Here is a 26980-nt window from a genome sequence, read left to right as displayed (position 1 = left end):
TCCTACACGCTCATCGGGCGCAGCTGGGGGCGGTTCGACGTGGCCAGCTTCTCGATCCGAGCCGCCAGCTGGGCGACGGTCGGACTGCGGAACACGTTGGTGACCTTCACGTCGACTTTGAGCTCGTTGCGGATGCGGCCGACCAACCGGGTGGCCAGCAGCGAATGCCCACCGTGGTCGAAGAAGTCGGCGTCGATGCCGACCTCCTCCAGCCCGAGCAGCTCGGCGAACAGCCGGCAGAGGACTTCCTCGTGGTGGTTGCGCGGTGCCCGTCCGGCCGCGGCTTCGGTGTAGTCCGGTGCGGGGAGCGCCTTGCGGTCGAGCTTCCCGCTCGGTGTCGTGGGGAACTGGGCGAGCGGCACGATCGCCGAGGGGACCATGTACTCCGGCAGGTGCTCCCGGACCTGGTCCGTCAGTGCCGTGAGATCCAGCCCGGCCGCCGCCGTCTTGCCGTTGGCCGGCACCACGTACGCCACCAGCCGCTGGTCGTCGGCGCGGTCCTCCCGCACCACGACCACCGCGCTGTCGACGTCCGGGTGCGCGGTCAGCGCCTGCTCGATCTCGCCCAGCTCGATGCGGAACCCTCGGACCTTGACCTGGAAGTCGGACCGCCCGATGTATTCGACCTGGCCGTCCTGGTTCCACCGCACGACATCGCCGGTGCGGTACATCCGGGTTCCCGGCTCACCGAAGGGGCAGGCGACGAACCGGTTCGAGGTCAGCCCCGTCTGTCCCAGGTAGCCCCGGGCGAGCCCGGTACCGGCCAGGTACAGCTCGCCGCAGACTCCGGGTGCGACCGGGCGCAGCGCCTCGTCCAGTACGTACACCTGGGTGTTCCACACCGGTGCGCCGATCGGCACCCGGTCCGCGCCCGGCACGTGCTGGTACGCCGTGACCTCGACGGCGGCCTCGGTGGGCCCGTAGAGGTTGTGCACGCCGAGGTCCGGCAGGAGGTCGGCGACCTTGTTGGCCAGCGCGGGCGGGAACGCCTCACCGGCGACCTCGATCCAGCGCAGGCTGGTGCACTCCTTGGCCAGGGGCTCGTTGACGAACGCCTCCAGCAGGGAGGGCACGAAGTCCGCTCCGGTGACCCGCTCCCGCTGGATCAGGTCGGCGAGGTAGGCCGGGTCGCGGCGCCCGTCGGGACGGGCGATGACGACCGCGGCACCGGCCTGGAGCGGCGCGAAGATCTCCGGCACCGACACGTCGAAGCTCGCCGTGGTGCTGAGCAGCACGCGGTCCTCGACGCCGACGTCGAAGTGCGACAGGCCCCACTTCAGGCGGTTCAGGATCGCCCGGTGTGCCACCTGCACGCCCTTGGGACGGCCGGTGGAGCCGGAGGTGAAGATGACGTACGCGGCGTGGTCCGGGGACAGGGCGCGCTCCGGGTTCGTCTCCGGGTAGCCGCAGACGTCCGGCAGGTCCGCGTCGAGCACCAGCAGCGGGTTCGCGCCGTCCAGCACGAGCCGCACCCGGTCCTCGGGCAGCTCGGTGTCGATCGGCACGTAGGCCGCGCCGGCCTTCACCACCGCGTAGATCGCCACCATCAGGTCCACGGAGCGGGGGATCTTCACGGCGATCATCCGCTCGGGGCCGGCGCCCTGCTCGACCAGCCAGTGGGCCAGCCGGTTCGCGCGCCGGTTGAACTCGGCGTAGGTGAGGGTCTCCTGGTCGCCGATCAGCGCCACACCGTCAGGGGTGCGCTCCACCTGAGCCTCGAACGCGCCCGGCAGAGTGTCCGCCGCCACGGGATGCGCCGTGTCATTGATTCCCCTGACCAGCCAGTCCCGCTCCTGCTCCGACAGCACTTCCAGGGCGCCGACGGGCGTCTTCGGGTCCTCGAGCACCTGTTCCAGCACCCGGACGAGCCGGGCGGCGATCTCTTCGGCCGCGTCGTGGTCGTAGAGGTTGGTCTGGTAGTCGAGGGAGAGCCGCAGGTACGGGTCGGACGAGTTGAGGGTGAGCGGGTAGTGCGAGCCCGCGAACGGGCGGATGGCGTCGATCGTGACGCCCGCCGAGTCGTTGGCCTCGACCATGCCCTCGCGGTCGATCGGGTAGTTCTCGAACACGACGATCGTGTCGAAGAGGGAGGGCAGTCCGACGCCGCGCTGGATGTCGGCCAGGCCGTAGTAGTGGTGGTCGAGCAGGGAGATCTGCCGGTCCTGGAGGTCGGTGATGACCTCGCCCACGCTCTGGTCCGGTGCGGTCCGCACCCGGGTCGGCAGGGTGTTGATGAACAGGCCGACCATCTCGTCCGAACCGACCAGGTCGGCCGGACGGCCGTTGACGGCGGCGCCGAACACCACGTCCCGCTGTCCGGTCAGCTTCGAGAGCAGGACCGCCCACGCGCCCTGGAGGAGCGTGTTGAGCGTGACGCCGAGTTCCGCGGCGCGCCGGGCGAGTTCACGTCCCGTGTCGATGGACAGCGGAACCTCGACGCGCCCGAGGCGGGAGGCCTCCCCCTTCTCGGGGAGGTCCGCGGCCAGGAGGGTCGGCTGGTCGAAACCGTCGAGCTCTTCCTTCCACCGCGCGGCCGACGCGTCCCGGTCCTGCTTGGACAGCCAGCCCAGGTAGTCGCCGTAGCTGCGGACCGGAGCGAGCTCCTCGGTCCCGGCGTACAGCCGGATCAGGTCCTTGATCACGAGCGGCGACGACCAGCCGTCGAACAGGGTGTGGTGCGCCGTGATGATGAGCTTCGCCTTCTGCGGCCCGCAGGTGAGCAGGGCCAGGCGGAACAGCGGCGGCCGGGTCGGGTCGAGCTGGTCGGCGCGGTCGGCGGCGAGGGCCTTGTCGACGGCGGCGTCCTGCTCGGCCTCGCCGAGACCGGTCAGGTCGGTGTGCTTCCAGGGGATCGCGACGTTCTCCGCCACGATCTGGACCGGGTCGCCGTCGGCGCCGGCGACGAACGCCGAGCGCAGGTTCGGGTACCGCTCCAGGAGCGCCTGCCCGGCGGCCCGCATGCGCTCCGGGTCCACGTGCCCGGTCAGGTGCAGCAGGAACTGCATGTGGTAGACGTCGAAGGTGCCGTCGGCGAGCGCGGCCTGGAACTGGATACCGGACTGTCCCGGGGCCTGCGGCCACACCTGGACCAGGCGGCCGTAGCGCTCCTCCCAGTCGTCGATCTCGTCCTGCCGCACCGTGACCAGCGGGGCGTCCGAAGGCGTGAGCCCGCCGATCTCCGGGCGTGCGGCGTGCGCGGCCATGCCGTGCAGCACCTCGACCCACAGCTCGGCCAGTTCGGCGGTCCGCTCGCGGGACAGCACCCCGGTGGGGAACATGAACACGGCCTGCAGCCGGGTGCCGTCGGCGGTGTCCGTGACGACCGAGTTGACCTCCAGCGCGGACAGCGCGGGCAGGTCCGGGTCGGGCATCGGGATCAGCTCGGAGGACCAGTCCGCGGGCACCCATCCCTCGGCGCGCAGGTGCTCGGGCACGTCGGCGGCGGAGATCCGGCCGAGGTAGTTGAAGCCGATCTGCGGCGCCGCGTACTCCTCGAGCTGCGGTGCGGTCTCCGGGTTCAGCCAGCGCAGGAGGCCGTACCCGAGGCCCTTGTCCGGGACCCCGCGCAGCTGCTCCTTGACCAGCTTGACGGCCTTCGCGGCCGCGGGGCCGCCGGCGAGCACGTCGGCGAGGTCCACGCCCTGCACGTCGACCCGGGCCGGGTACATGCTGGTGAACCATCCGACGGTCCGGGAGAGGTCGGCGCCGGGGACGGCGTCCTCCTCGCGGCCGTGTCCCTCGAGCCGGACCAGGGTCGAGCGGTCGTCACCGCGCCAGCGGTTCACCGCAAGGGCGAGCGCGGCGAGCAGGACGTCGGTGCCGGTGCCCTTGAACGCGGCGGGAAGCTTGGTCAGCACGGCCTCGGTGACCGCGGCGGGCAGCTGCACGCGCACGGTGTCGAGGGTGGACATCACGTCCAGGGCCGGGTTGAACGCCCGCTCGCCCAGCGGGAGGTTGGGCGATTCGAGGACGTCGCGCCAGTAGTCCAGCTCGTCTTCCCGCTCCGGGGAGAAGGCCTCGGACTCCAGCGCCGCCGCCCAGCGGCGGGCCGACGTGCCGACCTCGGGCAGCTCGGGCGTCCGGCCGTCCCGGACCTGCTGCCACGCCTCGGCGAAGTCCGACATCAGGATGCGCCAGGAGACGCCGTCCACGACCAGGTGGTGCAGGACCACGAGCAGCCGGCCGCCGCCCGAGTCCGCGGCGAACCACACGAAGTCCGCGACGGTCCCGGCCTCCGGGTCGAGGCGGCCGGCCGAGGCTTCCAGCTCCGCCTTCGCCGCCTCCAGCGTGGACGGCTCGTCCCAGCGGCCGTCGCAGGAGACGCGGTGGATCAGGTCCGCCGCCCGTACGGCGCCCTGCGGACGCACGACGAGGGAGGTTTCGCCGCCGCGCACCAGCTGTGCGCGCAGGAGGTCGTGCCGGTCGATGACCGCGTCGAGGGTCGCGGCCAGTCCGGTCTCGTCGATGCCCGCGGGCAGCTCCAGCACCATCGACATGGCGAAACGATTCATCCCACCGCCGTGCTCGAACACGTGCTGCGCCACCGGCTGCAGCGCCATCGGGCCGACGCCGCCGCCCTCCAGCTCCACGAGCGCGGGCACCTCGTCCCGGCGGTCGGCGGCCACCTCGGCCAGCCGGGCCGCCGTGCGGCACTCGAAGATCTCCCGCGTGGTGAGGTTCAGGCCCCGGGTCCGGGTCCGCGCCACGACCTGGATCGAGCGCAGGCTGTCGCCGCCCACGGCGAAGAAGTCGTCGTCGATGCCGACGCGGTCCACGCCGAGCACGTCCGCGTACGCCGCGGTGATGATCTTCTCGGCCTCGGTGCGCGGCTCACGGTAGGCCTCGCCCAGGAACTCCGGCTCGGGCAGCGCCGAGCGGTCCAGCTTGCCGGTCGGTCCGAGCGGCAGCCGGCCGACGGCCACGAAGGCCGACGGGACCATGTAGTCGGGCAGCCGGGCCGCGACGAACTTGCGCAGCTCGGCGGCCGAAGCGCCGGACTGCACGTCCACGTCGCCGATACCGCCGGCGCCGTCGTCACCGACCGCGCCCTCGCCGGTGTGCACCACGTAGGCGACGAGCCGCTTGCCGCCCTGGGGCACCTCGCGGCTGATCACCACGGCCTCGCTGATGCCGGGGTGCGCGGTGAGCGCCGCTTCGACCTCGGCCGTCTCGATGCGGAAGCCGCGCACCTTCACCTGGCCGTCGCCGCGGCCGACGCACTCCAGCCGGCCCTGCGCGTTCCAGCGGGCGAGGTCGCCCGTACGGTACATGCGCTCGCCGGCGGTGCCGAACGGGTTCGCCACGTAGCGCTCGGCGGTCAGGCCCGGGCGGCCGTGGTAGCCGCGGCCGAGGCAGGTGCCGACCACGTACAGCTCACCGATCACGCCCTGCGGCACCGGGGCGAGCCCCGGGCCCAGCACGTAGGCGCGCATGTTGCCCAGCGGGGTGCCGATGGGCGCGACGTCGCTCTCCGCCCACTCCTCGGACGCCGCGAGGGAGAACGTGGTGGCGTAGAAGCTCTCGCTCTGCCCGTAGGAGTTCACGATCTGTACGTCGGGCAGGGCCTCGCGGACCTGGCGCACCAGCCGGGCCGGGAGCACGTCGCCCGCGAACACGACCGTGCGCACGTCGGTCGCCTTCTCCAGGTGACCCACCAGTTCGCCGATCACCGAGGGGACCGCGCTGATCACGTGGCCGTCCCAGCCGTCCCGCTCGCCGAGCGCCAGCGCGTTCGGCACCACCTCGGCCGTGCCGCCGGTGGACAGGGTGGTCAGCAGCTCGAAGACCGAGACGTCGAAGTTCACCGAGGTGCCGGCCAGCATCTTCCAGCCGGGCGGCGCGTCGAGGACGCGCACCAGTTCCTGCACGCCGTTGACGACGTTGCGGTGGGTGATCGCCGCGCCCTTCGGCTTGCCCGTGGAGCCGGACGTGTACATCACGTACGCCAGGTTGTCCGGGCCCAGCGGCGAGATGCGGCCGGCGTTGTCCAGCGCCCCCGCGGGCGCGTCCCACTCGGCGCAGTGGTCGAGGTTGATGCTCGACATGTCGTTCTGCGGCAGCTCCTGCGCCGTCGCGGTGTCGGTGACCGCGAAACGCGGGCGTGCCTCGGCCAGCACGGTCTCCGCCCGGCCGGCGAGGTACTGCGGGTCCATCGGCAGGTACCCGGCACCGGACTTGAGGATGCCGAGCAGGCCGACCACCAGGTCCTCGGTGCGCGGCAGCGCCAGCACCACCAGGTCCTCCGGCCCGGCACCGCGCCGGACCAGCTCCCCCGCGACGCCGTTGGCCCGGTCGTCGAGCTCCCGGTAGGTCAGCGTCCGGCCGTCGCACTCGATCGCCGGGGCGTCCGGCGTCCTGGCCACCTGGGCTTCGAACAGCTCCGGGACCGTCAGCTCGGACCCCGCCGCGGCGGTGGCGGTGTCGTTGAACCGGGTGAGCAGCAGGTCCCGCTCGGCCGCGTCGAGCACGTCGATGCCGCCGACGCTGCGCGACGAGTCGGCCACGAGCCGGCTCAGCACGCGCACGAACCGGCTCGCGAGGCCCTCGGCCGTGCCCTTGTCGAACAGGTCGGTGGCGTACTCCAGACGGACGCCCGCCCCGCCCGAGGCGTTCGGGATCATGTTGAAGAACAGGTCGAACTTGGCCGTTCCGGTCTCGAGCGTCTCGGACTCGACTTCGAGGCCGGCGAACTCCAGGTGCCCCAGCGGCTCCTGCCAGGCGAGCATCACCTGGAAGAACGGGTGGTAGGCGGTGGACCGGTCCGGGTTGAGCAGCTCCACGAGCCGCTCGAACGGCATGTCCTGGTTGTCGTACGCGGCCAGCGCCCGGTCCCGCACCCGCTCGAGCAGCTCGAGGAAGGTCGGGTTCCCGGACAGGTCGACGCGCAGCACCCAGGTGTTGACGAAGAAGCCGACGAGGTCCCGCAGCTCCTCGTCGGTGCGGCCGGCGATCGGCGCGCCGATGGGCACGTCGTCGCCGCACCCGAGGTGGTGCAGGAGCACCGCCAGCGCCGAATGCATGACCATGGAGACGGTGATGTCCTGCTCCGTGGCCAGCTTCTCCACGGCAGCGAGCAGCTCGGGCTCGATCGGGAACTGGACCAGATCGCCGTCGGAGCTCGTCTTCTTCGGGCGCGGGCGGTCCGTCGGCAGGGCCAGCGGCTGCGCCATGTCGGCCAGGGCCTCGCGCCAGTACTCCAGTTGCCTGGCTGCAAGGCTCTCCGGGTCGGACTCGTCACCGAGCACGTCCTGCTGCCACAGCGTGTAGTCCGCGTACTGCACCGGGAGCGGCTCCCACACCGGGGGCGTGCCCTCCTTGCGGGCCGAGTACGCCGTGGTGAGATCGCGGAGCAGCGGCCCGAGGGATTCCCCGTCCAGGGCGATGTGGTGCACCACGAGGACCAGGGTGTGGTCCTGCGCGCCGGTCCGCACCAGCGTGGCGCGGATCGGCACGTCGACGGCCAGGTCGAAGGTCTGGGTGGCGACGTCGTCGATCGTCGCCGCCCGCTCGTCCTGCGTGACGTCGACGACCGGCAGGTCGAACTTGTCCTGGCCGGACGGCAGCACCTCCTGGTGCGGGATGCCGTCGTTGTCCTCCACGATCACCGTGCGGAGGACCTCGTGCCTGTCGATGACGTCGTGGAGCGCCGACTCCAGCGCACCCACGTTCAGCTCACCGGTCAGCCGCAGGGCGAATGCGCCGTTGTAGGTCGGCGAAGAGCCCTCGAACCGGTCCACAAACCACAGGCGGCGCTGCGCGAACGACAACGGGATCATTGTGTCTCCAAATCGGCGGAACCAGTGAGCGGAGTCGTCACTCAGCTCTGGTCGAGCAAGGTCAGAAGTTCGTCGTTGTAGAAGTCGTCGATGGAGCAGGCACCCGACAGCGTCGAGAAGTACCGGTCGATGTGCTCCTGGTGTCCGACCAGCTTCTGCAGCATGTCGACCCGGCCCTCGGGCTTGAGCTCGGCCACGTTGAGCGCACCCTGGTAGTGGTTGAGCGCTTCGTTGCTCAGTTCGTTCTCGTAGCGCCTCAGCGCCAACTTGAGCCTGTCGTCGTCGTGCAGGCCGTCACCGATGTAATCGGTGAGGTTCTGGGCCTGGACGAAGGCCTCGGTGATGCCGCGGGCGGTGATGGAGTCCTTGTGGTTCACCGCGTCACCGACCAGCGCCCACCCGGGCCCATAAGCCTTGCGGAAGTAGTTGTCCTGGTGGCCCGTCCCGTACAGCTGCTCCACGCGCTCGCCCGACTGCATCCGCTCCCACAGCTCGGGCGCCGTCGTGCGGAAGGCATCGAGGTAGGCGGGTTCCACCGCCTTGCGGACCTCGCCGAAGTCCGCCTGCGGGAAATAGGCCATGAGCAGCGTGAGGTCGTTGTTGGTGGGCAGGACGCCGATCCAGCGCCCCGGCCGCTCGTACAGCTCGAAGTGCGAGGGGACCCCGGCCCAGTAGCTGTAGTAGGTGCAGGTCATCCGCGGGTGCTCGATGACGTTCTCCGCGCCGACCTTGCGGGCCACCATCGATCGCATGCCGTCCGCGCCGACGACCAGGCGCGCCCGGTCCGTCGCCTCGGCGCCGCCGGGCGTGGTGTACCGCACGCCGACGACCCGGTCGCCCTCGAACACGAGATCGTTGACCGCGCAGCCCTCCCGGAACTCCACGCCGGCCGCCACGGCGCCGTCCGCGAGGATCGGGTCGAGCACGAACCGCCGCGGCGCGTACGTGGTCTGCAGGCCGTCGATCGGCAGGGAGAAGCCGTCGATGCGGACACCGGGCCCCTCGTAGCTCTGGCGGGTGATCGGCTGGCAGCCCGCGTCGCGGAGCTTGTCCAGCAGTCCCCACCGGTTGAGCAGCGCCACGCCCTGCATGTGGATGTAGTGCGAGGACAGCGTGTCCTGCGGGAATCGCGCTTTCTCCAGGAGCAGCACTCGATAACCCTGCTGCGCGAATAGCATGGCCGTCGGCGAACCCGCACAACGGGCACCGATGACAATCACGTCGTACATGGCGCGTCCGCCTCTCTTACCAGGTAGTTTTTTGACCCAACACAGCCGCAACCGGAAAAGCCATTGTGATTGAGCGCGCTATCGACGCAGCGGACGAACAACCGCTGCGGAGCATGAATGTGATGCTAACCGATCCGAACTGGCGGAATAAATAGAGCCAGCAGGAGAAATGCACGCCGATGCCGTGTCGTGTCTCGCCGGCGAGACACGACAGGGCATCAACCGCGCCTGACGCTACGGGGCCACCGCACTCAGGGATTCGATGTACGCAGAGATCGACGCCACCGTCGAGTTGAGGAACATCTGGTCCATCGGGACCTCGACGCCCAGCTCCTCGAGAAAGGCACCCTGAATCCTGACCATAATCAACGACTGGCCGCCCAGGGCGAAGAAATCGTCATCGACCGATATGTCATCACACTGGAGTTCCCGGCACCAAATGGCGCGCACGCTATCGACAATCATCACAGTCCTCTCGTTTGTCATCAAGGCCCGTCGACTATGCCGCCGTGCCGCTATTGGCGTACTGGTTCCGGCATGCATCGACCAGTGCCGCGCGGTCCACTTTCCCGTGGGGGCTCAGCGGAATACGCGGGATATTCATGAACCTGGCCGGAACCATGTTCCGCGGCAGCGTCTCCATGAGGCGGGTGCGCAGATCGTCCTCGGCGAGGTCGTCTCCCGCCGGGACGATGAACGCGATCAGCTCGGCCTCGCCGGAGTCGGTGTACGTGATCGCCACGGCGGCCTCCCGTACCCCGGCCAGCCTGGCGAGCGCGCGCTCGATGTCGGTGGGGTCGATGCGCATCCCCCGCACCTTCACCTGCGCGTCGATCCGGCCGAGGACGATGAGTTCGCCGGCCTCGGTCACGTAGCCGCGGTCGCCCGTGCGGTACACCCGGCGCGGCTCTCCGTCGACCTCGATCGTCGTGAACTTCGCGTTCTCGGGGCCGTTGTTGAGGTAGCCCGCGCCGACGCTGGCCCCGGAGATGCAGATCTCGCCCTGCTCCCCGGCCGCGACACCGCGCAGGTCCTCGTCGAGGAGGTGGATGTCGGTGTTGTAGGCCGGCCTGCCGACCGGCGGGATGGCCTGCTCGCCGGGCCGGTACGCGGCGAGGTCGTAGGACGTCGCGACGTCCGTGCACTCGGCGACGCCGTACTGGTGCAGGAGGGTGCAGGTGTTGCCCTCGCGCCGCGCCCAGTCCGTGAGCCGCTCGGCCTTGAGCGCCTCTCCGCCGAAGAGCACGTAGTCGAGCCGGGTGAGGGCGTCACCGCCGCGTGCGGTCTCCCAGTCCACGAGCAGGTACAGCGTGCTGGAGGCGCAGTGCACCACGCGGACGTCGCGCTCGCTCAGCATGCGGTAGGCCATCATGGCGTCGAAGTTCCGGCTCGCCATCAGGTTCTGGGTGGCGCCGCAGAACAGCGGTGTCATCAGGCTGCGCTGGGAGAGGTCGAACCCGAACGCGCTGACGACCAGGTGGTTCGAACCGCTGTGCAGGCCGTACTCGAGCTTCAGCCAGTTCATCAGGTTGAACCAGCCCTCGTGCCGCACCGCGGTCAGCTTCGGCGTACCGGTCGACCCGGACGTGAAGACCGCGTAGCACACGTCGTCGCCGGTGACGGTGACGTCGGGAGCCGTCGCCGGGAGACCTGCCAGGTCATCGGACAGCTGCTCGAGGTCGATGAGCTCGGCGTCCGCCGACTCGACCATTGCGGCCGTTGCCGGGGAGGCCGCGATCAGGGCGAGGTCGGGCACCTGGCCCAGCAGCAGCTGGAGTCGCGCCGCCGGGTAGGCCGGGTCGAACGGTACGTAGGCCGCGCCCGCCTTCAGGGTGCCGAGGATGGCAACGATCATGTCGATCGAGTAGTCGAGACAGACGCCGACCTTCGCACCGCGGCCGTGTCCGCGCGCGGCGAGGAAGTGCGCGAACCGGTTCGCCTTCACGTCCAGCTCTGCGTACGTCACCTGGCGGCCGGCCCAGAAGACGGCAACGGCGTCGGGAGTGGCTGCCACGTGCGCCTCGAACTGCTTGTGGACGACGGGCGCCGGGGGCAGGGCAACCCGCTTTCCCTGAAGGATCATCAACTGACTCCGATGTGAGAGGTGTCCGGTCGGACGAGCCGCCGGCGCAACACGGGAAGAAAGGGAGTTGGCCGGCGCGTTCGGGCGATGCGCCTCTAGGCGGTCCTTCGATCGGCGGTTTCGAGCACCTGGGTCACCCACTTGTCGACGGGCAGGCCGTGCGCGGCAGCCGCTTTCGAGAAGTACTCCAGTTGGCCGGCGGACAGCTCTATGGTGAGCTTGGTGACCTTCTGCTGGCGCTTTTCTGCGGCCGCCGACTCGGCCAGCCGCGGTACCTCTTGCTTCTCGTCGCCGCTGCCCGGCGCCTCGGCCGTGTCGCTCTGCACGGCCAGGCTGGCGCGAACCGACCTGCGGAGTTCGTTGCGCGACCACTTCTGCTGTTCGGCTTTGCGCAGCCAGTAGTCCTGCTCCGGCGGCGCCAAGCGGGCCACCTCTGCGTGGTGGGCGAAGCTGAGGCTGTCCCGCCTGCGGTGGAGCTCGAACCGCCGGGCCACCCACGCGTAGTTGCGCAAGGTCTGGTAGTCGAGCCCCGTGCGCTCGATCGCCTCCTTGTACCGCCGCCACCCGTAGGTGGCCTCCCCGAAGAGCAGCCAGTCGGCGAGCCACCACGCCGAGGAGTTCACGAGCTCGCGCAGGTCGGTCCCGATCCGCTCCCAGGACCGCTCCGGCAGGTTCTGCGGGAAGACCATCCCCGACTTCTGCACCTTGGCTTGTGACCCCACGAAGGACAGGACCACATCAGCGCCGCTCACAACCTTCATCTCCCCACTCAGAGTGTTTGCCTGGGCGCAAACCGGTCACTCGACCGAGCACCCGGACGGCGGTCACTGTCGTTCCACTTCGGCCGGCCTGCTCATCCGGGATGACCGCAGGTCCGTGCCGTACGGCTCTTCCGCGTCGACATCGCCGGCCACGAGCAGTGCCGACGGGTTCCCGCCGCATCAACCCGGGGAGCATCCGGGCGGCGTTCAGGACGCCGCCATGGCCTCTCGCAGGCTCTTGGGGCGCAGGTCGGTCCAGTTCTGCTCGACGTACTCCAGGCACTCGGCCCTGGCCGCCTCACCGAAGACCACCCGCCAGCCTGCGGGCACCTCGGCGAACACCGGCCACAGGGAGTGGTGGTCCTCGTCGTTGACCACAACGTAGAAGCGGCCGTCCTGGTCGTCGAAGGGGTTCGTGCTCAACTGGCACCGTCCTTAACTGTCATGGGGTGACTCGGGATAGGAATTCGCCAGGCCGGGTGCGAGACAGCGCCGCGCTCGGGTTCGCCGGTCGGCGTTGTCCGGTCGACAGGACACCCGGCCTCGCCAGCGACCCAGGCGTTGCCACGTCACCGTGAGGACTCGGCCGTCGACGCTACAAGGGCGGCAGGCTCGCCTGCCTCCCGGTTGTCCCCCCGGACCTGCACCCCCACCGGGTTCCTCGGTACCCCACTGGGTTCCTGGGACACTGTATGCGCGGCCCTTTTGAGACACGGTCGCGTTCTGCTCGAGGAGGCCGGCGGCGGTCGGGAGTCGGACGCCGGCGGGCACGGACTCGGCGTTCAGCCGGAACGCGTCGAGCAGCTGCCCGGCCTCCGGGTGCGGGACGCCGGGCTTCGCCGCCTGCGGTGGCGAACCGCTCGAGAGCCGCACCGGCCTCACCACAGTCCCGCACGGGATTTCAGGGCACATCCCCGACGTGCGCCGCTCTCCTCGCGATGTCTGCCGCCCCTGTCCGCGCCACGCCTCCTGAGGATCGCTCAAGAGCTGCCACAGCGGCGGCAGAGCCCCTCTGGTGCCGGAGCCCTGTCGGCCGAACACCGCTCTATGGTCCGAAGATGCGCGGCCCCGATCCGAGGGAGAGAAATGGACAGCACACCTGCCATGCGCCTGTTCGTCCTGCACCACGCGGGGGGCTCACACCTGCTGTACCGCCACTGGCCGGCCGCTCTGCCGGACACGTGGGACGTGCGGCTGCTCGACGCCCCGGGCCACGGCCTCCTCCTCGACGAGCCGCAGATCACGGACGCCGGCCGCCTCGCCGACTTCCTGCTGCGCAGCATTGAGCCCGAGCTGACGAGTCCGTACGCCCTTTTCGGGCACAGCATGGGCGCCCTCCTGGCGTACGAGATCACCCGGCGGGTCGTCGACCGGGGCTTGCCGCTGCCGGTGTGGGTCGGTGTCTCCGCACGATCCGCCCCGCAGCTGGCCGGGCCGAGGGTGCGGTACCACGAGCTGCCCGACGCCGAGCTGCGCAATCGTCTGAGGCTGCTCGGGGGCACGCCCGACGGGGTCTTCGACGACCCCGACCTGTGGGAACTGTTCGAACCGATCATCCGGGCCGACCTGCGCCTGGTGGAGAACTGGCACCCCGCTCGCGACACCGGTCCCCTGCCCGTGGCGCTGTCCGCCTACGCGGGCGGCGAGGACCACTCCGCTTCACCGCTGCGGATGACCGGTTGGGAAGAGCACACCGAGCACTTTCTGGGCCTGCGGGTCTTCGACGGCGATCACTTCTACTTCCAGGACGACCCCGGGCCGCTGCTGCGGCAGATCGAACGGGACGCGACCACGGCGCTCGCCGCGGCGGGCGCGACGCACTCCTCCTGAACCCTTGGTGAACCGCCGAAGCGTGGCCGCCCTACGCCTGCAACTGATTGAGATGCCAGCCTGTGTGAGGGGAAGAGATGCAGTTCCGCATTCTCGGTCTCGTGGAAGTCCAGGACGAACACACCGGTCTGCGGATCCTTCCCACCGGTGCCAAGCAGCGTGCACTGCTGGGGGCACTTGTGGTGAAGGCCGGGCACAACGTCTCCGTGCAGCGGCTCATCGACGAGCTGTGGGGTGAACACCCGCCCGCCAACGCGGCCAACGCACTGCAGCTCCATGTGGCCCGGCTGCGCCGGCTGCTGTCCGGCCTGGAGAGCCACAACGCCGAACAGCAGGCACAGCAGGCACAGCACGCACAGCACCCGTGGATCGTGACCACCTCGCGCGGCTACACCCTGCAGCTCGCTCCCGTCGAAACGGACGCCGCGCACTTCCAGGACCTGACCGACAAGGCCCGGCGGATCCTGCCCAACGACCCGGGGCAGGCCGCTGAGCTGCTGCGCCGCGCGCTGTCGTTGTGGCGCGGCCCGGCTCTGGAGGGCAGCGTGCTCGGCGACATCTGCGCGGGCAAGGCGGCCCAGCTCGAGGAGCACCGCCTGACCGCTCTGGAGATGATGTACGACGCGTACCTGCGCACCGGGCGCCACGGCGAGATCACCGGCGAGCTGGTGGAGCTCACCACCGACCACCCCATGCGGGAGAGGTTCTACGACCTGCTGATGGTCGCCTTCTACCGCTGCGGCCGGCAGGCGGAGGCGCTCGGCGTGTACACACGGGCGCGCAACCGCATGGTGCACGAACTCGGTGTCGAGCCGGGCCCCGCTCTGCGCGGCCTGATGGAGGCGATCCTCCACCACGACCCGACCCTCGCCACGGGGGCGGGCCCCCGCCCGGCCGACCCGTCTCGGGCCGAGGCGGCGCCCGCTGAGGCGTACGCGATGGCCGACGACGCGGTGCTCCCCCTCTGCGAGGAGATCGCCCGCCTGCACCGCCGCATCGAGCGACTGCAACAGGAGCAGAACCAGCTGTTGTGCCGCTTCAACGAACTGAAGGCGAGCACCGCGCAGCGGGTGACCGCCGGCGCGGGGCTCGCCTAGCGGCTGTCCGCCGGGGACCCGCGGCGGGGTCAGGCCGCCGTCAGCACCTCACCGAAGGCCTCGGACAGGGCCGCCCGGAAGCAGTCGAGAAACATGTCCACCTCAAGGTCCGACACGATCAGCGGCGGGGCGAGCCGGATGACGTCCGGCATCACCGCGTTCACGAGGAGACCCTTGTCCTGGGCCGCCTGCTGCACCTGCGCCGCGAGCTTTCCGTTGAGCGCGACGCCCAACAGCAGGCCGGCGCCGCGGACCTCGCGCACCAGCGGGTGGCCCAGGGTCTCCAGGCCGCGCCGCAGCCGTTCCCCCGTCCAGGTCACGTGGTCGAGGAGGCCCGTCCGCTCGATGGTGTCCAATACGGCGAGGGCGCCCGCGCACACCACGGGGTTCCCGCTGAACGTGGAGCCGTGCGCGCCGGGCGTGAGCAGCTCCGCGGCCGCGCCGAAGGCGAGCGTCGCGCCGATGGGCAGTCCGCCGCCCAGGCCCTTGGCGAGGGTGACGACGTCCGCCTCGACGCCTTCGGCCTGGGCCGCGAACCAGCGGCCCGTGCGCCCGATGCCGGTCTGGATCTCGTCCAGGACGAGGAGGGTGCCGGTCGCCGCGGTGATCTCGCGGGCGGCCCGCAGGTAGCCGGGCGGAGGCACGACCACGCCGTTCTCCCCCTGCAGGGGCTCCAGCATCAGCAGCGCGGTGTCCTGGGTGACGGCGGTGCGCAAGGCCTCCACGTCCCCGTACGGCACGTGGCTGACGTCGCCCGGCAGCGGATGGAAGGGGCGTTGCTTGGCGGGCTGGCCGGTGAGGGCCAGGGCCCCCATGGTGCGGCCGTGGAAGCCGCCGGTGGCCGACACCATGTGCGTGCGGCCGGTGAGCCTGCCGATCTTGAAGGCCGCCTCGTTGGCCTCGGCGCCGGAGTTGGAGAAGTAGACCCGGCCTTGGCGCCCGGCGAGCTGCAGCAGGCGCTCGGCGAGGCGCACGGTCGGTTCGGCCATGTACAGGTTCGAGACGTGTCCGAGTGAGGCGACCTGCTCGGAGACGGCCCGTACGACCGCGGGATGCGCGTGGCCGAGCGAGTTGACCGCGATGCCGCCGACGAAGTCGAGGTACTCGTTGCCCTCCGCGTCCCAGACCCGGGCGCCCTGGCCTCGGACCAGAGGCAGCACGGGGGTGCCGAAGTTGTCCATCATGACGCCCTGCCAGCGGCGGGTCAGCGCCGCGTTGCCCGCCCCGGTGATGTCCGCGCCGTTGCTCATGCCGTCGCTCCCTCGAAGCTCACGTCGTTGTTCACTGTGTACGAGCAGCCCTCCCGAGACGGAGAAGCGCTCATGAGGCGTACTCGCTGTTCTCGTGGACGTACTCGGCGGTGAGGTCGTTGGCCCAGATGACGGCGGAGTCCGCGCCCGCGGCCAGGTCCACGGTGATCCCGACTTCGCGGCCGGTCATGTCCACCAGCGCGCGGTCCTCGCCCACCGATCCGTTCTTGCAGACCCACACGCCGTTGATGGCGACGTTGAGCTGGTCGGGATCGAAGACGGCGCAGGTGGTGCCGATGGCGGACAGGACGCGGCCCCAGTTGGGGTCCTCGCCGTGGATGGCGCACTTGAGGAGGTTGTTGCGGGCGACGGAGCGGCCCACCTCGACGGCGTCGTCCTCGCTCGCGGCGCCCACGACCTCGATGCGGATCTCCTTGCTGGCGCCCTCGGCGTCCCCGATGAGCTGCCGGGCCAGGTCGGCGCAGACCGCGTGGACGGCCTCGGCGAACTCGGCGTATTCCGGAATGACGCGGGAAGCCCCGGAGGAGAGCAGCAGCACGGTGTCGTTGGTGGACATGCAGCCGTCGGAGTCGACCCGGTCGAAGGTGGAACGGGTGGCGTCCCTCAGCGCCCGGTCCAGGACCGCGCTGTCCAGGGCGGCGTCCGTGGTGAGCACGACGAGCATGGTGGCGAGCCCGGGGGCGAGCATCCCGGCGCCCTTGGCCATGCCGCCGACGGTCCACTCGCCCCGGTGGACGGCGGCCGTCTTGTGCACCGTGTCGGTGGTCATGACGGCGACTGCCGCGTCCTCGCCGCCGGACTCGGACAGCTGGGTGACGGCGCTCTCGACACCGGCCAGGATCCGGTCCATGGGCAGCGGCACGCCGATGAGCCCGGTGGAACAGACCGCCACGTCCGCCGGGCTCAGGCCGAGCCGCTCGGCCGCCTTGGCGGCGGTGGCGTACGTGTCCTGGAAGCCCTGCGGCCCGGTGCAGGCGTTGGCGCCACCGGAGTTCAGCACGACCGCGCGGATCTCACCGTCCGCGAGTACCTGCCGGGACCACTGGACGGGGGCGGCCTGCACGCGGTTGGAGGTGAAGACGCCCGCCGCCGCGGAGCGCGGCCCGTTGTTGACGACGAGAGCCAGGTCCCGGTTGCCGTTCTGCTTGATTCCTGCGGCGATGCCCGCCGCCGTGAAGCCTCGTGCTGCGGTGACGCTCACGGTGCGACTCCGATCGTGGAAAGCCCCAGTCCCTCGGGGAGGCCGAAGGCGGCGTTCATGCTCTGGACGGCCCCGCCCGCGGTGCCCTTGGTGAGGTTGTCGATGGCGCTGATCGCGATGATCCGGCCCACCGCCGGGTCGAGGGCCACCTGGATCTGCGCGGCGTTCGATCCGTACACGGCCGCGGTGCTGGGCCACTGTCCCTCGGGCAGCAGCCGTACGAACGGCTCGTCGGCCAGCGCCTTCTCGTACGCGGCCCGTACGTCGTCCGCGCCGACCCCGGGGCGCGCCGCGGCGGAGCAGGTGGCGAGGATGCCGCGCGGCATGGGGGCCAGGGTCGGGGTGAAGGAGACGGCGACCCGGCGACCCGCCGCGGCGCTGAGGTACTGCATCATCTCGGGCGTGTGCCGGTGGCCGCCGCCCACGCCGTACGGCCGCATGGAGCCCATGACCTCGCTGCCGAGCAGGTTCGCCTTGGGCGCCTTGCCGGCGCCGGACGTGCCGGACGCCGCGACGACCACCGCCTCGGGTTCGGCCAGTCCCGCCGCGTACGCGGGGAAGAGGGCCAGCAGGACTGCGGTCGGGTAGCAGCCCGGCACCGCGATGCGCCTGGTGCCCGCCAGCGCGGCGCGGGCGCCGGGCAGTTCGGGCAGGCCGTAGGGCCAGGTGCCCGCGTGCGGCGTACCGTAGAACGTCTCCCAGTCGGTCGCGTCCGCGAGGCGGAAGTCCGCGCCGCAGTCGACGACGAGCGTTTCGTCGCCCAACTGCTCGGCGACGGCGGCGGACTGGCCGTGCGGCAGGGCGAGGAAGACGACGTCGTGCCCTTTGAGGACGTCGGCGGTGGTGGGCTGTACCTCCCGCTCGGCCAGCGGAGTCAGGTGCGGCTGCAGCGTGCCCAGACGCTGTCCCGCGCTGGAGTGCCCGGTCAGGGCACCGATCTCCACTTCAGGGTGGGCCAGGAGCAGGCGTAGGAGCTCGCCCCCCGCATATCCACTCGCTCCCGCCACGGCTGCTCGCACTGTCATGAACCCTCCCGGTGTGACACACATATCCTTCTCACGCGATCCGGGCCCTGTGGCCCGTCGCATTCGCCGTACATACGACCACCTCAAAAATGACTGCGGCTCGAAGTCACAGCTCACAGGTGCCGTGCCCGCACCACGCCAACGGCTCGCTGCCGCCCCGGGTCTGATCGGGCAACCCGCCGCAGTGGGCCTCGGCATGTCCGGCGGGGGTGCGGGCCGGCGTCCTGGTATCGCCGGGTGTCGCGGTCGGGGAGGGTGCGTTCTCGTGACCTGCCCCGGCGTCAGCCGGCAGGCGTCCGGCAGTACTCGGCGCTCAGGATGGAGAGGATGTCGTCCGCTCGCCAGTCGCTGTTGTAGTTGAACGTGAGCTGGTGGCGGCCGTCGTCCGTGAGGCTGACCAGGGAGAGCCACCCCACCGTGCCTCCGTCGCGGTACCAGATGGTGGTGCCGCAGCCCAGCGTCAGCCGTTCGAGGCCGAGTCCGTAGGACGAGATCGGGAAGTCGGGGTTGACGACGGTCGTCTTCATCTCCTCCAGCTGCTTCGGGGGCATCAGCCTCCCGCGCAGCAGGGCCCCGTAGAACCGGTTCAGATCGGCGGCGCTGGAGATGACGTCGAGGTTGCCCCAGCCCTGCGACCCGTTCACCTCGGTGACGTCGTCGATCCGGTCCGGCTGCGTCTGGAAGAAGAGCTTGGAGTAGCCACGGCCGCTCGGCTGGGGCAGGTTGGTGCTGTTGCCGGGGGTGGACGTCGCCGTGAGACCCAGGGGCTCGATGATGCGCCTGCGCACCTCGTCCTCGTACCGCTTGCCGCCGACCTTCTCGATGACCATCGCGGCCAGGAGGTCGTTGGTGTTGGAGAACCCGTGCCGGGCACCGGGCTGGAACATCGGCGGGTGGGCGAGGGCCACCTCCACGCGCTTGTTGTGCGGCATGACGTCGTACCGGTGCTGGAGGTAGCCGTCGCCCAGGACGTACGTCGTGACGTAGTCGGTGTCGGCGAAGTAGTCGGACAGGCCGCTGGTGTGGTTGAGCAGCTGTCGTACGGTGATCGTGCGGCCGTCGTTGCCGTTGCCCGTCACCAGGCCCGGCAGATGGCTCTCCACGGTGTCGTCGAGACTGAGCTTGTGCTCCGCCTCCATCTGGAGGAGGACCGTCGCCACGAACGTGGCTGTGAGGTGCCCGACGCGGAACCGGTCGTTCTTGCCGCGCGGCGCACCCGTCTGCCGGTTGCCCACGCCCGATGCCGACTTCCACACCCCGTTGGCGTCGCGCGCCTCGACGGTGATGCCGGGGATGCCGGCCGCGATGGCCGCGTCGATCGCGCGCTGCGTCGCCTGGTGGTCGGCCGCCTCGGGAGCCGTGCCCTGCGACGCCTGGGCGGGACTCGTGAAGGCGGTGGCCATGAGCGCGACTGCCGCCAGACCGACCACGCCGGCCCTTGGTCTCATCCGTATCGTCATCGTCGTTCCCCGTCCTGAAGGTCGTATGAATATGGCTGATGCCGTACTTGTGCGGTCCGTCGGCGGCAGAGTAAGTCACCCGTGCTGGGTGCGGGTAGCTCGTTCAACTGAACCGCGGGGGGTCACATCCGGCGGGTCTCGAGTTCGTCGGCGAAGCGCAGCCAGTGGTCGGCGCAGCGGCGCGCGGCCTGAGCGAGAGTTTCCGCGCGGTGTCCGGGCACGCTCCGCGCGAGCCTGAGCCACTTCGCCTCATCGCCGATCGAGTGGAAGCTCAGCATCTGCAGCAGCATCCGGCCGGCCTTCGGTCGCCAGCAGCGGCCGGACCCGGCCGTCCCGGCCCACGCGCGCGTTCAACTGTTCATTCTGACCGGTCGAACGACGCCGGATGGAAGCGACGGTGCCGGCCGCGAGCCCGGCGTTGGCGGCGATCCGCCGGTCCGACCAGTACGGGCGGGCCCGCAGGATCCGCTTCGCCGCGGCCGTCCGGTCGGCCTTCGACAGCGGCAGCCCGTGGGTGATGTTGAGCCACACCGCGAGGGTGAAGGCCTCCACTTCCCCGCCTTCGAAGAACTCCACGTCGATGGTGTCGTCGCCGCGCAGCCGCACCGCCCTGAGCCGGTGCATCCCGTCGATGACCCGCATCGTCTCGCGGTGCACCAGGATCGGCGGCAGCGGCGACTCGAGGCGGGCGAGCATCTGGATGCGCGCGCCGTCCTCACCGTCGATCCTCGGCGAGTCGGAGTCCAGCAGCGAGTCCACGGGCACCGTGGCCCGCCGTCTTCCGGCCGGTTCCCCCGCGGCGACCACGTCGACCGGAGCCGGGGTGCCGTCAGCCGTGACCAGTCGAAGACCCATCAGAGGACCTTCTTCCGCGCTGTCGCACCGGCCCGGCCGGCCGCCGGTCCACGGCCGCGCATGTCTGCAAAGATGATCATGACGTGCCCGTACACGTACGGCTCCCCCCTCTATGGCCGTATCGAACCAAGGCATGAAAATACCTGTCTGCTGGTTCTTTTTCGACGTTCAGGCGGCCGATTTACGCGCACAAGCAAGTCCAGTAATGGCCCGCATTCGCAGACCCAAGTTGACGATACCCTCACGAGAATGCCAGGCCGACGGCTCCTGAAATGGAGCCGTTCCACAGAAATGGATTCCGGCCGGTATTGAACATTCACTCCGGCCAGGAGGCAGTGAAGGAAAAGGGCGCTCAACGCACGGCGGCCGGCCGTGGCGGTCGTGTCTCGTCCCGTCGACGGGACAACTCCCCCGGGCGGTCGGCTGAATCATCACGTACCCGGCCGCCGGGCGCTCACCGATGATGCCACCGGACGATCGGCGCCATGCCACAAAAGACGTTAGCCGTGCGGTGGTTCGAGCGCCGCCCCGGCGCCGCTCCAGCCTACCCCGTGAGACTTCTCGCCGGTTATGTACACCCTTTTCATGGAGGCATGATGGCGCGTCAGGCCGGTCAATCCGCGGGGTCGCGTGGCGGCCCGGCAACCGTTCTCCCGCAGCCCCCGCCACGGCAGCCGCGCGCCGCGGGGGCCGCCCCGCGCCGGGGCCAGGTGCTGACGACCAAGGTGGGCCTGCAGATGCCGGCCGCGATGGCCTACGACGAGTGGGAGCGAGCCGGGCGCCAGCTCGCCGACGTCCTCGACTCGTCCTCCTGGTGGCTGGGCGACTGGCTCGTACACGGCAAGGACCACTACACCGACCGGTACCAGCGCGGGATACAGGCCGCCGGCCTCTCGTACCAGACCCTGCGCAACTACGCGTGGGTCTCACGACGCTTCGCCCTCACTCGGCGCCGGCCCGCCCTCAGCTTCCAGCACCACGCCGAGCTGGCCTCCATGCCGGTCGAGGAACAGGACCTCTGGCTCGACCGCGCCGAGCAGCGGCAGTGGACCACCAAGCAGCTGCGCGGCGCCATCCGCGCCGCGCGCCAGATCGAGCAGCAGCCACGCACCCCCACCGAGCCGATCCGCCGCCTGGAAGTCCCCGGCAACCGTGTTCAGTGGTGGCACAAGGCCGCGGAGCAGCTGGGCATCGACTTCGAGCAGTGGGTGATGACCACGCTGGACAGCGCGGCCGCGAGCGCTCTGGAGGACCTCGGCAAGCTGGAGGAGCGCAAGGAGATCTCAGAGCTCAAGGGCATCAAGGGCCTCGCCGAGCGGACCCGGCCGGTGGCCATCAGCGCCTGAGTCCCCCGCGCCGAGGCCTCCGGCACGTCACGGCAGCCGGCTCATCAGCCCGGCGGTCTCGCGCTTGTACGTGCACGCGCTCTGCCCGAACGACTCCTGCACCCGGTCGCGCACCTCGCCCGGCTGCTCCTGGCTGAGCTTGAACATGCCCTCGGCCCCGGTCACCGTGAACCGGAAGGCCCCCACGCCGGGCGCGATCTTGCGGAAGTAGTCGAGCGACTCGGTCATGTCCCAGCCGTTGCCGAACGCCCCTTCGAAGGCGCGCACGGTGGACTGCACCACGCCCAGCGTCTCCTCCATCGAGTCGATCTTCTCCACCACGCCCCGGACGTGCACCGAGGTGAAGTTCCAGGTCGGGGCGGCCGGGGTCTTCTCGTACACCGTGGGCGACACATAGGAATGCGGGCCGGTGAACGTCAGCAGCAGGACGCTGCCCGTCTCCAGCGCCGCCCAGTGCGGATTCGCCCGGTTCATGTGTCCGAGCAGCGTGACCCCCGGCAGCTCGCCGGACCAGTCGCCGGACGTCTCGGGGTCGAAGATGACCGGCAGATGCGTGGCGAACGGACCGTCCTCGGGACTGCCATTGGCCACCGCAAGCGCCAATGGATTGCCACGGATCAGGTCCACCATCCACGAACTGTCCGGTTCGCGGTAAAAGCTGGGCACGAACATTCGGATTCACCATTTCGGGTAATTGGCTCAGGGCATGGCTCTGGCTCAGGGCATGGCTGTGCATTACTCCGGGCACAGACGCCATCGGCCGCGCCGCGCGGAGATTTTGAAAATCCGCGCCGACCATACCGCCGTCCCGTCGACAGGACAACGCTTTCGAATATCGAGCACCGCGAGAAGCCCTCAAACGGCCTTCGCGCCGTCTACAGGTTGCCTTGAGACACCCTCCGGAGCAACACTACATAACGGTCTCTCGGGCCACCGGCCGAGTTTTCCAGACGCAAGCGGGAGAAATTTTCTATGGGCATAACTGGCAGGCGCAACCAAGAGATCTACGACGTGGTCGGTATCGGGTTCGGCCCGTCCAACATGTCGCTCGCGATCGCCTTGGCGGAGCACGGGGCGAGCGCTCCGCAGCATCCGGTCAAGTCCCATTTCTTCGAGCGACAGCCCTCGTTCGGCTGGCACCGGAACATGCTGCTGCCGTCGACGACCATGCAGATTTCATTCCTCAAGGATCTGGCGACCTTCAGGAATCCGATGTCCCGGTTCAGCTTCATCTCGTATCTGCACGCCTCGAACCGGCTGGTGCAGTTCGTGAACAACCAGGACTTCTTCCCGACCCGGCACGAATTCCACCAGTACCTGGAGTGGGCGGCCGCCGGCCTCCGCGACCAGGTCACCTACGGCGCCGAGGTCACCTCGATCCGGCCCGTTACCGAGGCCGGGTCACGGACGCCCAACCTCCTTGAGATCGAGGTACGCAGCAGCGACGGCACCACCAGCGTGGTCACCGCACGCAACGTGACCATCTCGACGGGCCTCGTGCCGCGCCTGCCGGAGGGCGTGACGTCCGACGAGCGCGTCTGGCACAGCTCGGAGTTCCTGGGCAAGTTCAACACTCAGGACCCGGCCGGCCTCAAGAGCGTGGCGGTGGTCGGCGCCGGCCAGAGCGCGGCCGAGATCACCCGGTTCCTCTACGACTCGCTGCCGCACGCCCAGGTTTCTGCGGTCATCCCGTCCTACGGCTACTCCGTCGCCGACGACACCCCCTTCGCCAACCAGGTGTTCGACCCCGACGCGGTGGACGAGTACTACTTCGGCACCGAGCGGGCACGGGACGCCTTCTGGCGCTATCACCGCAACACCAACTACTCGGTGGTCGACGCCGACGTCATCCGGGCGCTGTACCAGCGTTCGTACGAAGAGCAGGTGCGCGGCAGCCAGCGGCTGCACTTCCGCAACCTCACCCGGGTCGCCGAGGTCGAACGCGTCGGGAGCGGCGCGCGGGTGGTCCTGCACTCGCTGCTCGACGACCGGACGGAGGAACTGGCTGTCGACGCACTGGTGTTCGCCACCGGTTACGACGGCCTGGACCCGGCCCGCCTGCTCGGCGACTTCGACCAGCACTTCCAGCGCGACGCGGCGGGCAGACACCGGGTGGAACGCGACTACCGCCTCGTTACCGCATCGGGACTGACCTGCGGCGTCTATCTCCAGGGCGGCACCGAGCACAGCCATGGCATGTCGTCGTCCCTGCTGTCGAACATCGCGGTACGCAGCGGCGAGATCGCCGATTCGATCGTGCTGCGGCGGACCGAGCGGGAGCTGGACCTCACCAGCCCCGTGGCGGAAGCGTCCTCGGCCGCCTGAGGCGGCACACCGTGGGGTGGGCCCGGTGCTGTGGCTGCAGCACCGGGGCCCACCCCACGGCGGTTCCGGGGTGGGCCCCGGTCACCTCACGCAGCGTCGGCGACCATCGCGTCCCGCAGGCTCTGCGGCCGCAGGTCGGTCCACTTGTCCTCCACGTACGTGAGGCAGTTGTCGCGGCTCTCCTCGCCGAACACGATGCGCCAGCCGGCGGGAACCTCGGTGAACGAAGGCCACAGCGAGTGCTGCTGCTCGTCGTTCACCAGAACGTAGAACCGGCCGTTGACGTCGTCGAACGGGTTGCTGCTCATCAATCCACTCCAATTCAAGCCGTCCACGATTCACTTTCGAGCAGAAAATGAATCATCATCCATCGGTGGGATGGAGTTGGCGAGACCGCCAAGCCCGATCATGGCACCTTTCGGGAACCCCGTGGAGTCCTGCGGGACCCATTACCCTTGATATCCGTCACCCACTGTCCTGTTGACAGGACGTGTCCCGACGGCGGGACACACTCATGTAGCAGAATCATTCGCCATTTCAAGTGAGTCGACGGGAATCGAGTTCCGTTGACCCGCGTCCCCGCGCGATGATTGCGGCACAAGCACAGCTCGGGCCGAAAGGTATTCACCTTCCCAAAAGCCCGCAGCACAGCCAAGTGTTTCCGTGCCGTTCTCAAGCGCATGTCCACCGGTCATCGGGCCCGGCCCGCGGCCGGGGTCCTCCACAGAAGGAGTCATGCCTATGAGCGCCAATCGCCCGGTCGGCGGCCTCGTCCCCTGGCGTGCGAGGTTCTCATGACCGTCAGCACGCAACCGGCCATGACCAAGGCCCAGTCCATCGGCGACGCCCTTCCGTGGCTGGCCCGCCACCAGGGCCGGACGGTCGTCATCAAGCTGGGCGGACACGCCATGGTCAACGAGGACCTCACGGCGGCCTTCGCCCGCGACATCGTCTTCCTGCGCTACGCCGGGCTGCGGCCCGTGGTGGTGCACGGAGGAGGCCCCCAGATCGATGCCGAGCTCGCGCGGCGCGGCCTGGAGCGCGAGTTCAAAGCCGGGCTCCGAGTCACCTCGCCGGCCGCGATGGACGTGGTACGGATGGTCCTCGCCGGCCAGGTGCAGCGCGAGCTGGTCGGGCTGATCAACCGCTTCGGCCCTCTCGCCGTCGGTATGACCGGCGAGGACGCGGACACCCTCACCGCAGTGCGGCACGTGCCGTGGATCGACGGGGAGCCGGTGGACGTCGGCAGGGTCGGCGACATCACCCGCGTGGACACCGGCGCCCTGGACAGCCTGCTGGCGGACGGCCGGATCCCGGTGGTCTCGCCGCTCGCCCGCAGTGCCGAGGACGGCCTGGTCTACAACGTCAACGCCGACACCGCGGCGGCAGCGCTCGCGACCGCGCTGCGCGCCGAGGCGCTCGTCATGCTGACGGACGTCGCGGGTCTGTACGCGGGCTGGCCGCACAGTGACGAGGTCATCCAGCGGCTCACGGCCGGCGAGCTGGAGAAGCTACTGCCGGAGCTGAGCGACGGCATGGTGCCCAAGATGACCGGCTGCCTGCACGCCGTGCGCAACGGCGTCGGCGCGGCCCGGGTGATCGACGGACGGATCCCGCACTCGGTCCTCCTCGAGATGTTCACCGACGACGGGGTCGGCACGGTGATCGTGCCGGACCCGGACGAGGCGGAGATCCTGCGGTGAGCGAGCAGCTGCAACAGCGGCGGCAACGGCGAGCCATCGGCTCGGGCTCGGCACGGCCCCGCAGCGGCCGGTCCCGGCTCACCGGCACCCGAACGACGACACTCGAGCGAAGGCGAGGGCAGTGCCCGTGACACGCACACCTTGGGCTCCTCCCTCGGCCCGTGGCCGCGTCTACGCCATCCCGTCATCCGGTGCGGCGGGTCGGCATGCCCGAGGATCGGCCGGCTTCATCGGGCAACCGCCGGACTCCGGCCGCCTGATGCACGCGGTGGATCTCACGCCGCAGCTGGCGGCCCTCGGCCACGAGCTGGCCGTCGCAGCCGAAACGGACGGGGACGAGGCCCGCGCACTCGCACGCCGTCTCGCCGTCTCCCTCTCGCCCGAGGCCCGGCTCGTCCTGCTGAGCGCCCTGGCCGAAGCCGACGCGTTGCACGAGAACGACCGCCCCGCCGTGCACAGGTCCGGCCACGCCTTCGCGTACGGGAGCGGCAGTGAGCTGCCCTCCAGCGCGTCCAGCGGCGTGCCCGAGCTCACGCTGGTCCCGTCTCCCTCCGGCCTGGGCATCCTGGCGACGTACCAGGAGCCCGGGCCGGGCCGCCCGGCCGGCGATCCCGAGTCCGGTGATCCCGAGTCCGGTGATCCCGAGTCCGGCGATCCCGAGTACTGGCCGGCGCCCCGGAACGATCCGCCCGACGGTCTCATCCGCCTGCGGTTCGCCGATGCGATCGCGCTCGAACGTGCCGACGCCGCCTTCGGCGCCGGATCGGACCCGGGCCTCGGCGATGCGTGGAGCGACCCCGCGACGCTCACCCTCCAGATCCCCGGCGACGCCGGCATCGAGACCCTGCGGGCCGTGCTCGCGGTCCTCGACGCGGCAGCGATCACCTCCGAGTCGCTCACCGTGCACACGCGCGAACTCGACGACGTCTTCGCCGCGTTCACCAGCCCGCCCTGAGCTCCGCGGGGGGCCATCGCCGGCCGCGCATCACTCGGAGGGTCCTGGAAGGGGCCCTGCTAGC

The 26980-nt window shown here is 70.1% G+C and carries 20 protein-coding genes; 6 read left to right on the top strand and 14 right to left on the bottom strand.

The window, feature by feature from the left end; genetic code table 11:
* Positions 1 to 2 precede the first annotated feature (2 nt).
* From AB0I68_RS28765 to AB0I68_RS28740, 6 genes are all read right to left on the bottom strand, one after another.
* Positions 3 to 7775 (bottom strand): amino acid adenylation domain-containing protein, encoded by a 7773-nt coding sequence (locus tag AB0I68_RS28765; RefSeq protein WP_363180272.1) that lies wholly within the window; start codon positions 7773 to 7775, stop codon positions 3 to 5.
* 41 nt (positions 7776 to 7816) lie between these two features.
* Entirely contained in the window at positions 7817 to 9004 is a 1188-nt protein-coding gene (locus AB0I68_RS28760) for an NAD(P)/FAD-dependent oxidoreductase (protein ID WP_363180271.1), read from the bottom strand.
* 234 nt (positions 9005 to 9238) lie between these two features.
* Positions 9239 to 9469, bottom strand: coding sequence for a phosphopantetheine-binding protein (locus tag AB0I68_RS28755; RefSeq protein WP_363180294.1), 231 nt, complete (start codon positions 9467 to 9469; stop codon positions 9239 to 9241).
* A 34-nt stretch (positions 9470 to 9503) separates the two neighbouring features.
* Complete coding sequence (locus AB0I68_RS28750; protein WP_363180270.1) at positions 9504 to 11087, bottom strand: amino acid adenylation domain-containing protein; 1584 nt, start codon at positions 11085 to 11087, stop codon at positions 9504 to 9506.
* Positions 11088 to 11182: 95 nt separating this feature from the next.
* A complete protein-coding gene (locus tag AB0I68_RS28745; RefSeq protein WP_363180269.1) occupies positions 11183 to 11839 on the bottom strand; it encodes an LmbU family transcriptional regulator in 657 nt (218 codons plus the stop codon).
* A 216-nt stretch (positions 11840 to 12055) separates the two neighbouring features.
* A complete protein-coding gene (locus AB0I68_RS28740) occupies positions 12056 to 12271 on the bottom strand; it encodes an MbtH family protein (RefSeq protein ID WP_363180268.1) in 216 nt (71 codons plus the stop codon).
* A 663-nt stretch (positions 12272 to 12934) separates the two neighbouring features.
* Here AB0I68_RS28740 and AB0I68_RS28735 point away from each other — a divergent pair.
* Together AB0I68_RS28735 and AB0I68_RS28730 are read left to right on the top strand one after the other, a co-directional pair.
* Positions 12935 to 13678, top strand: coding sequence for an alpha/beta fold hydrolase (locus AB0I68_RS28735; RefSeq protein WP_363180267.1), 744 nt, complete (start codon positions 12935 to 12937; stop codon positions 13676 to 13678).
* 77 nt (positions 13679 to 13755) lie between these two features.
* Positions 13756 to 14775: an AfsR/SARP family transcriptional regulator gene (locus AB0I68_RS28730; RefSeq protein WP_363180266.1), complete on the top strand. Its 1020-nt coding sequence runs from the start codon at positions 13756 to 13758 to the stop codon at positions 14773 to 14775.
* Positions 14776 to 14804: 29 nt separating this feature from the next.
* Here the strand turns inward: AB0I68_RS28730 and AB0I68_RS28725 are convergent, their stop codons facing one another.
* The 6 genes from AB0I68_RS28725 to AB0I68_RS28700 all read right to left on the bottom strand — a co-directional run bounded on the left by AB0I68_RS28725 (position 14805) and on the right by AB0I68_RS28700 (position 20587).
* Positions 14805 to 16025, bottom strand: coding sequence for an acetylornithine transaminase (locus AB0I68_RS28725; protein ID WP_363180265.1), 1221 nt, complete (start codon positions 16023 to 16025; stop codon positions 14805 to 14807).
* Between the two features lie 70 nt (positions 16026 to 16095).
* Complete coding sequence (argJ, locus tag AB0I68_RS28720; protein WP_363180264.1) at positions 16096 to 17247, bottom strand: bifunctional glutamate N-acetyltransferase/amino-acid acetyltransferase ArgJ; 1152 nt, start codon at positions 17245 to 17247, stop codon at positions 16096 to 16098.
* The gene (gene argC, locus AB0I68_RS28715; RefSeq protein ID WP_363180263.1) at positions 17244 to 18272 is read right to left on the bottom strand and encodes an N-acetyl-gamma-glutamyl-phosphate reductase; all 1029 of its coding nucleotides are present in this window, start codon (positions 18270 to 18272) and stop codon (positions 17244 to 17246) included. The genes argJ and argC overlap by 4 nt, the downstream gene beginning before the upstream one ends.
* A gap of 281 nt (positions 18273 to 18553) precedes the next feature.
* Positions 18554 to 19720 (bottom strand): serine hydrolase domain-containing protein, encoded by a 1167-nt coding sequence (locus tag AB0I68_RS28710; protein ID WP_363180262.1) that lies wholly within the window; start codon positions 19718 to 19720, stop codon positions 18554 to 18556.
* A 134-nt stretch (positions 19721 to 19854) separates the two neighbouring features.
* Positions 19855 to 20010: a hypothetical protein gene (locus tag AB0I68_RS28705; RefSeq protein WP_363180261.1), complete on the bottom strand. Its 156-nt coding sequence runs from the start codon at positions 20008 to 20010 to the stop codon at positions 19855 to 19857.
* The gene (locus AB0I68_RS28700; protein ID WP_363180260.1) at positions 19982 to 20587 is read right to left on the bottom strand and encodes a ParB/RepB/Spo0J family partition protein; all 606 of its coding nucleotides are present in this window, start codon (positions 20585 to 20587) and stop codon (positions 19982 to 19984) included. Before AB0I68_RS28700 ends, AB0I68_RS28705 begins: the two co-directional genes overlap by 29 nt.
* A 710-nt stretch (positions 20588 to 21297) precedes the next feature.
* Between AB0I68_RS28700 and AB0I68_RS28695 the strand changes: the two genes are divergently transcribed.
* Positions 21298 to 21933, top strand: coding sequence for an LmbU family transcriptional regulator (locus AB0I68_RS28695; protein ID WP_363180259.1), 636 nt, complete (start codon positions 21298 to 21300; stop codon positions 21931 to 21933).
* A gap of 27 nt (positions 21934 to 21960) precedes the next feature.
* Here the strand turns inward: AB0I68_RS28695 and AB0I68_RS28690 are convergent, their stop codons facing one another.
* The gene (locus tag AB0I68_RS28690; RefSeq protein ID WP_363180258.1) at positions 21961 to 22605 is read right to left on the bottom strand and encodes an FMN-binding negative transcriptional regulator; all 645 of its coding nucleotides are present in this window, start codon (positions 22603 to 22605) and stop codon (positions 21961 to 21963) included.
* A gap of 300 nt (positions 22606 to 22905) precedes the next feature.
* Here AB0I68_RS28690 and AB0I68_RS28685 point away from each other — a divergent pair, with 300 nt between their 5' ends.
* Positions 22906 to 24258 carry a lysine N(6)-hydroxylase/L-ornithine N(5)-oxygenase family protein gene (locus AB0I68_RS28685; RefSeq protein ID WP_363180257.1) on the top strand — a complete coding sequence of 451 codons (1353 nt, stop codon included), beginning with the start codon at positions 22906 to 22908 and terminating at the stop codon, positions 24256 to 24258.
* An 86-nt stretch (positions 24259 to 24344) separates the two neighbouring features.
* On the opposite strand, the gene AB0I68_RS28680 is transcribed toward AB0I68_RS28685, so the two are convergent.
* A complete protein-coding gene (locus AB0I68_RS28680) occupies positions 24345 to 24566 on the bottom strand; it encodes an MbtH family protein (RefSeq protein ID WP_363180256.1) in 222 nt (73 codons plus the stop codon).
* A 486-nt stretch (positions 24567 to 25052) separates the two neighbouring features.
* On the opposite strand from AB0I68_RS28680, the gene argB reads away from it, so the two are divergent.
* Positions 25053 to 25961: an acetylglutamate kinase gene (gene argB / locus AB0I68_RS28675; RefSeq protein WP_363180255.1), complete on the top strand. Its 909-nt coding sequence runs from the start codon at positions 25053 to 25055 to the stop codon at positions 25959 to 25961.
* 268 nt (positions 25962 to 26229) lie between these two features.
* On the top strand, positions 26230 to 26916 hold the full coding sequence (locus AB0I68_RS28670; RefSeq protein WP_363180254.1) for a hypothetical protein: 687 nt from the start codon (positions 26230 to 26232) through the stop codon (positions 26914 to 26916).
* Positions 26917 to 26980: the final 64 nt, after the last annotated feature.

Source organism: Streptomyces sp. NPDC050448 (assembly GCF_040655295.1).
In the GTDB taxonomy this organism is placed as follows: Bacteria; Actinomycetota; Actinomycetes; order Streptomycetales; family Streptomycetaceae; genus Streptomyces.
The sequence above is the reverse complement of the archived record's forward strand: the minus strand, read 5'-3'. Positions and strand labels throughout refer to the sequence as shown.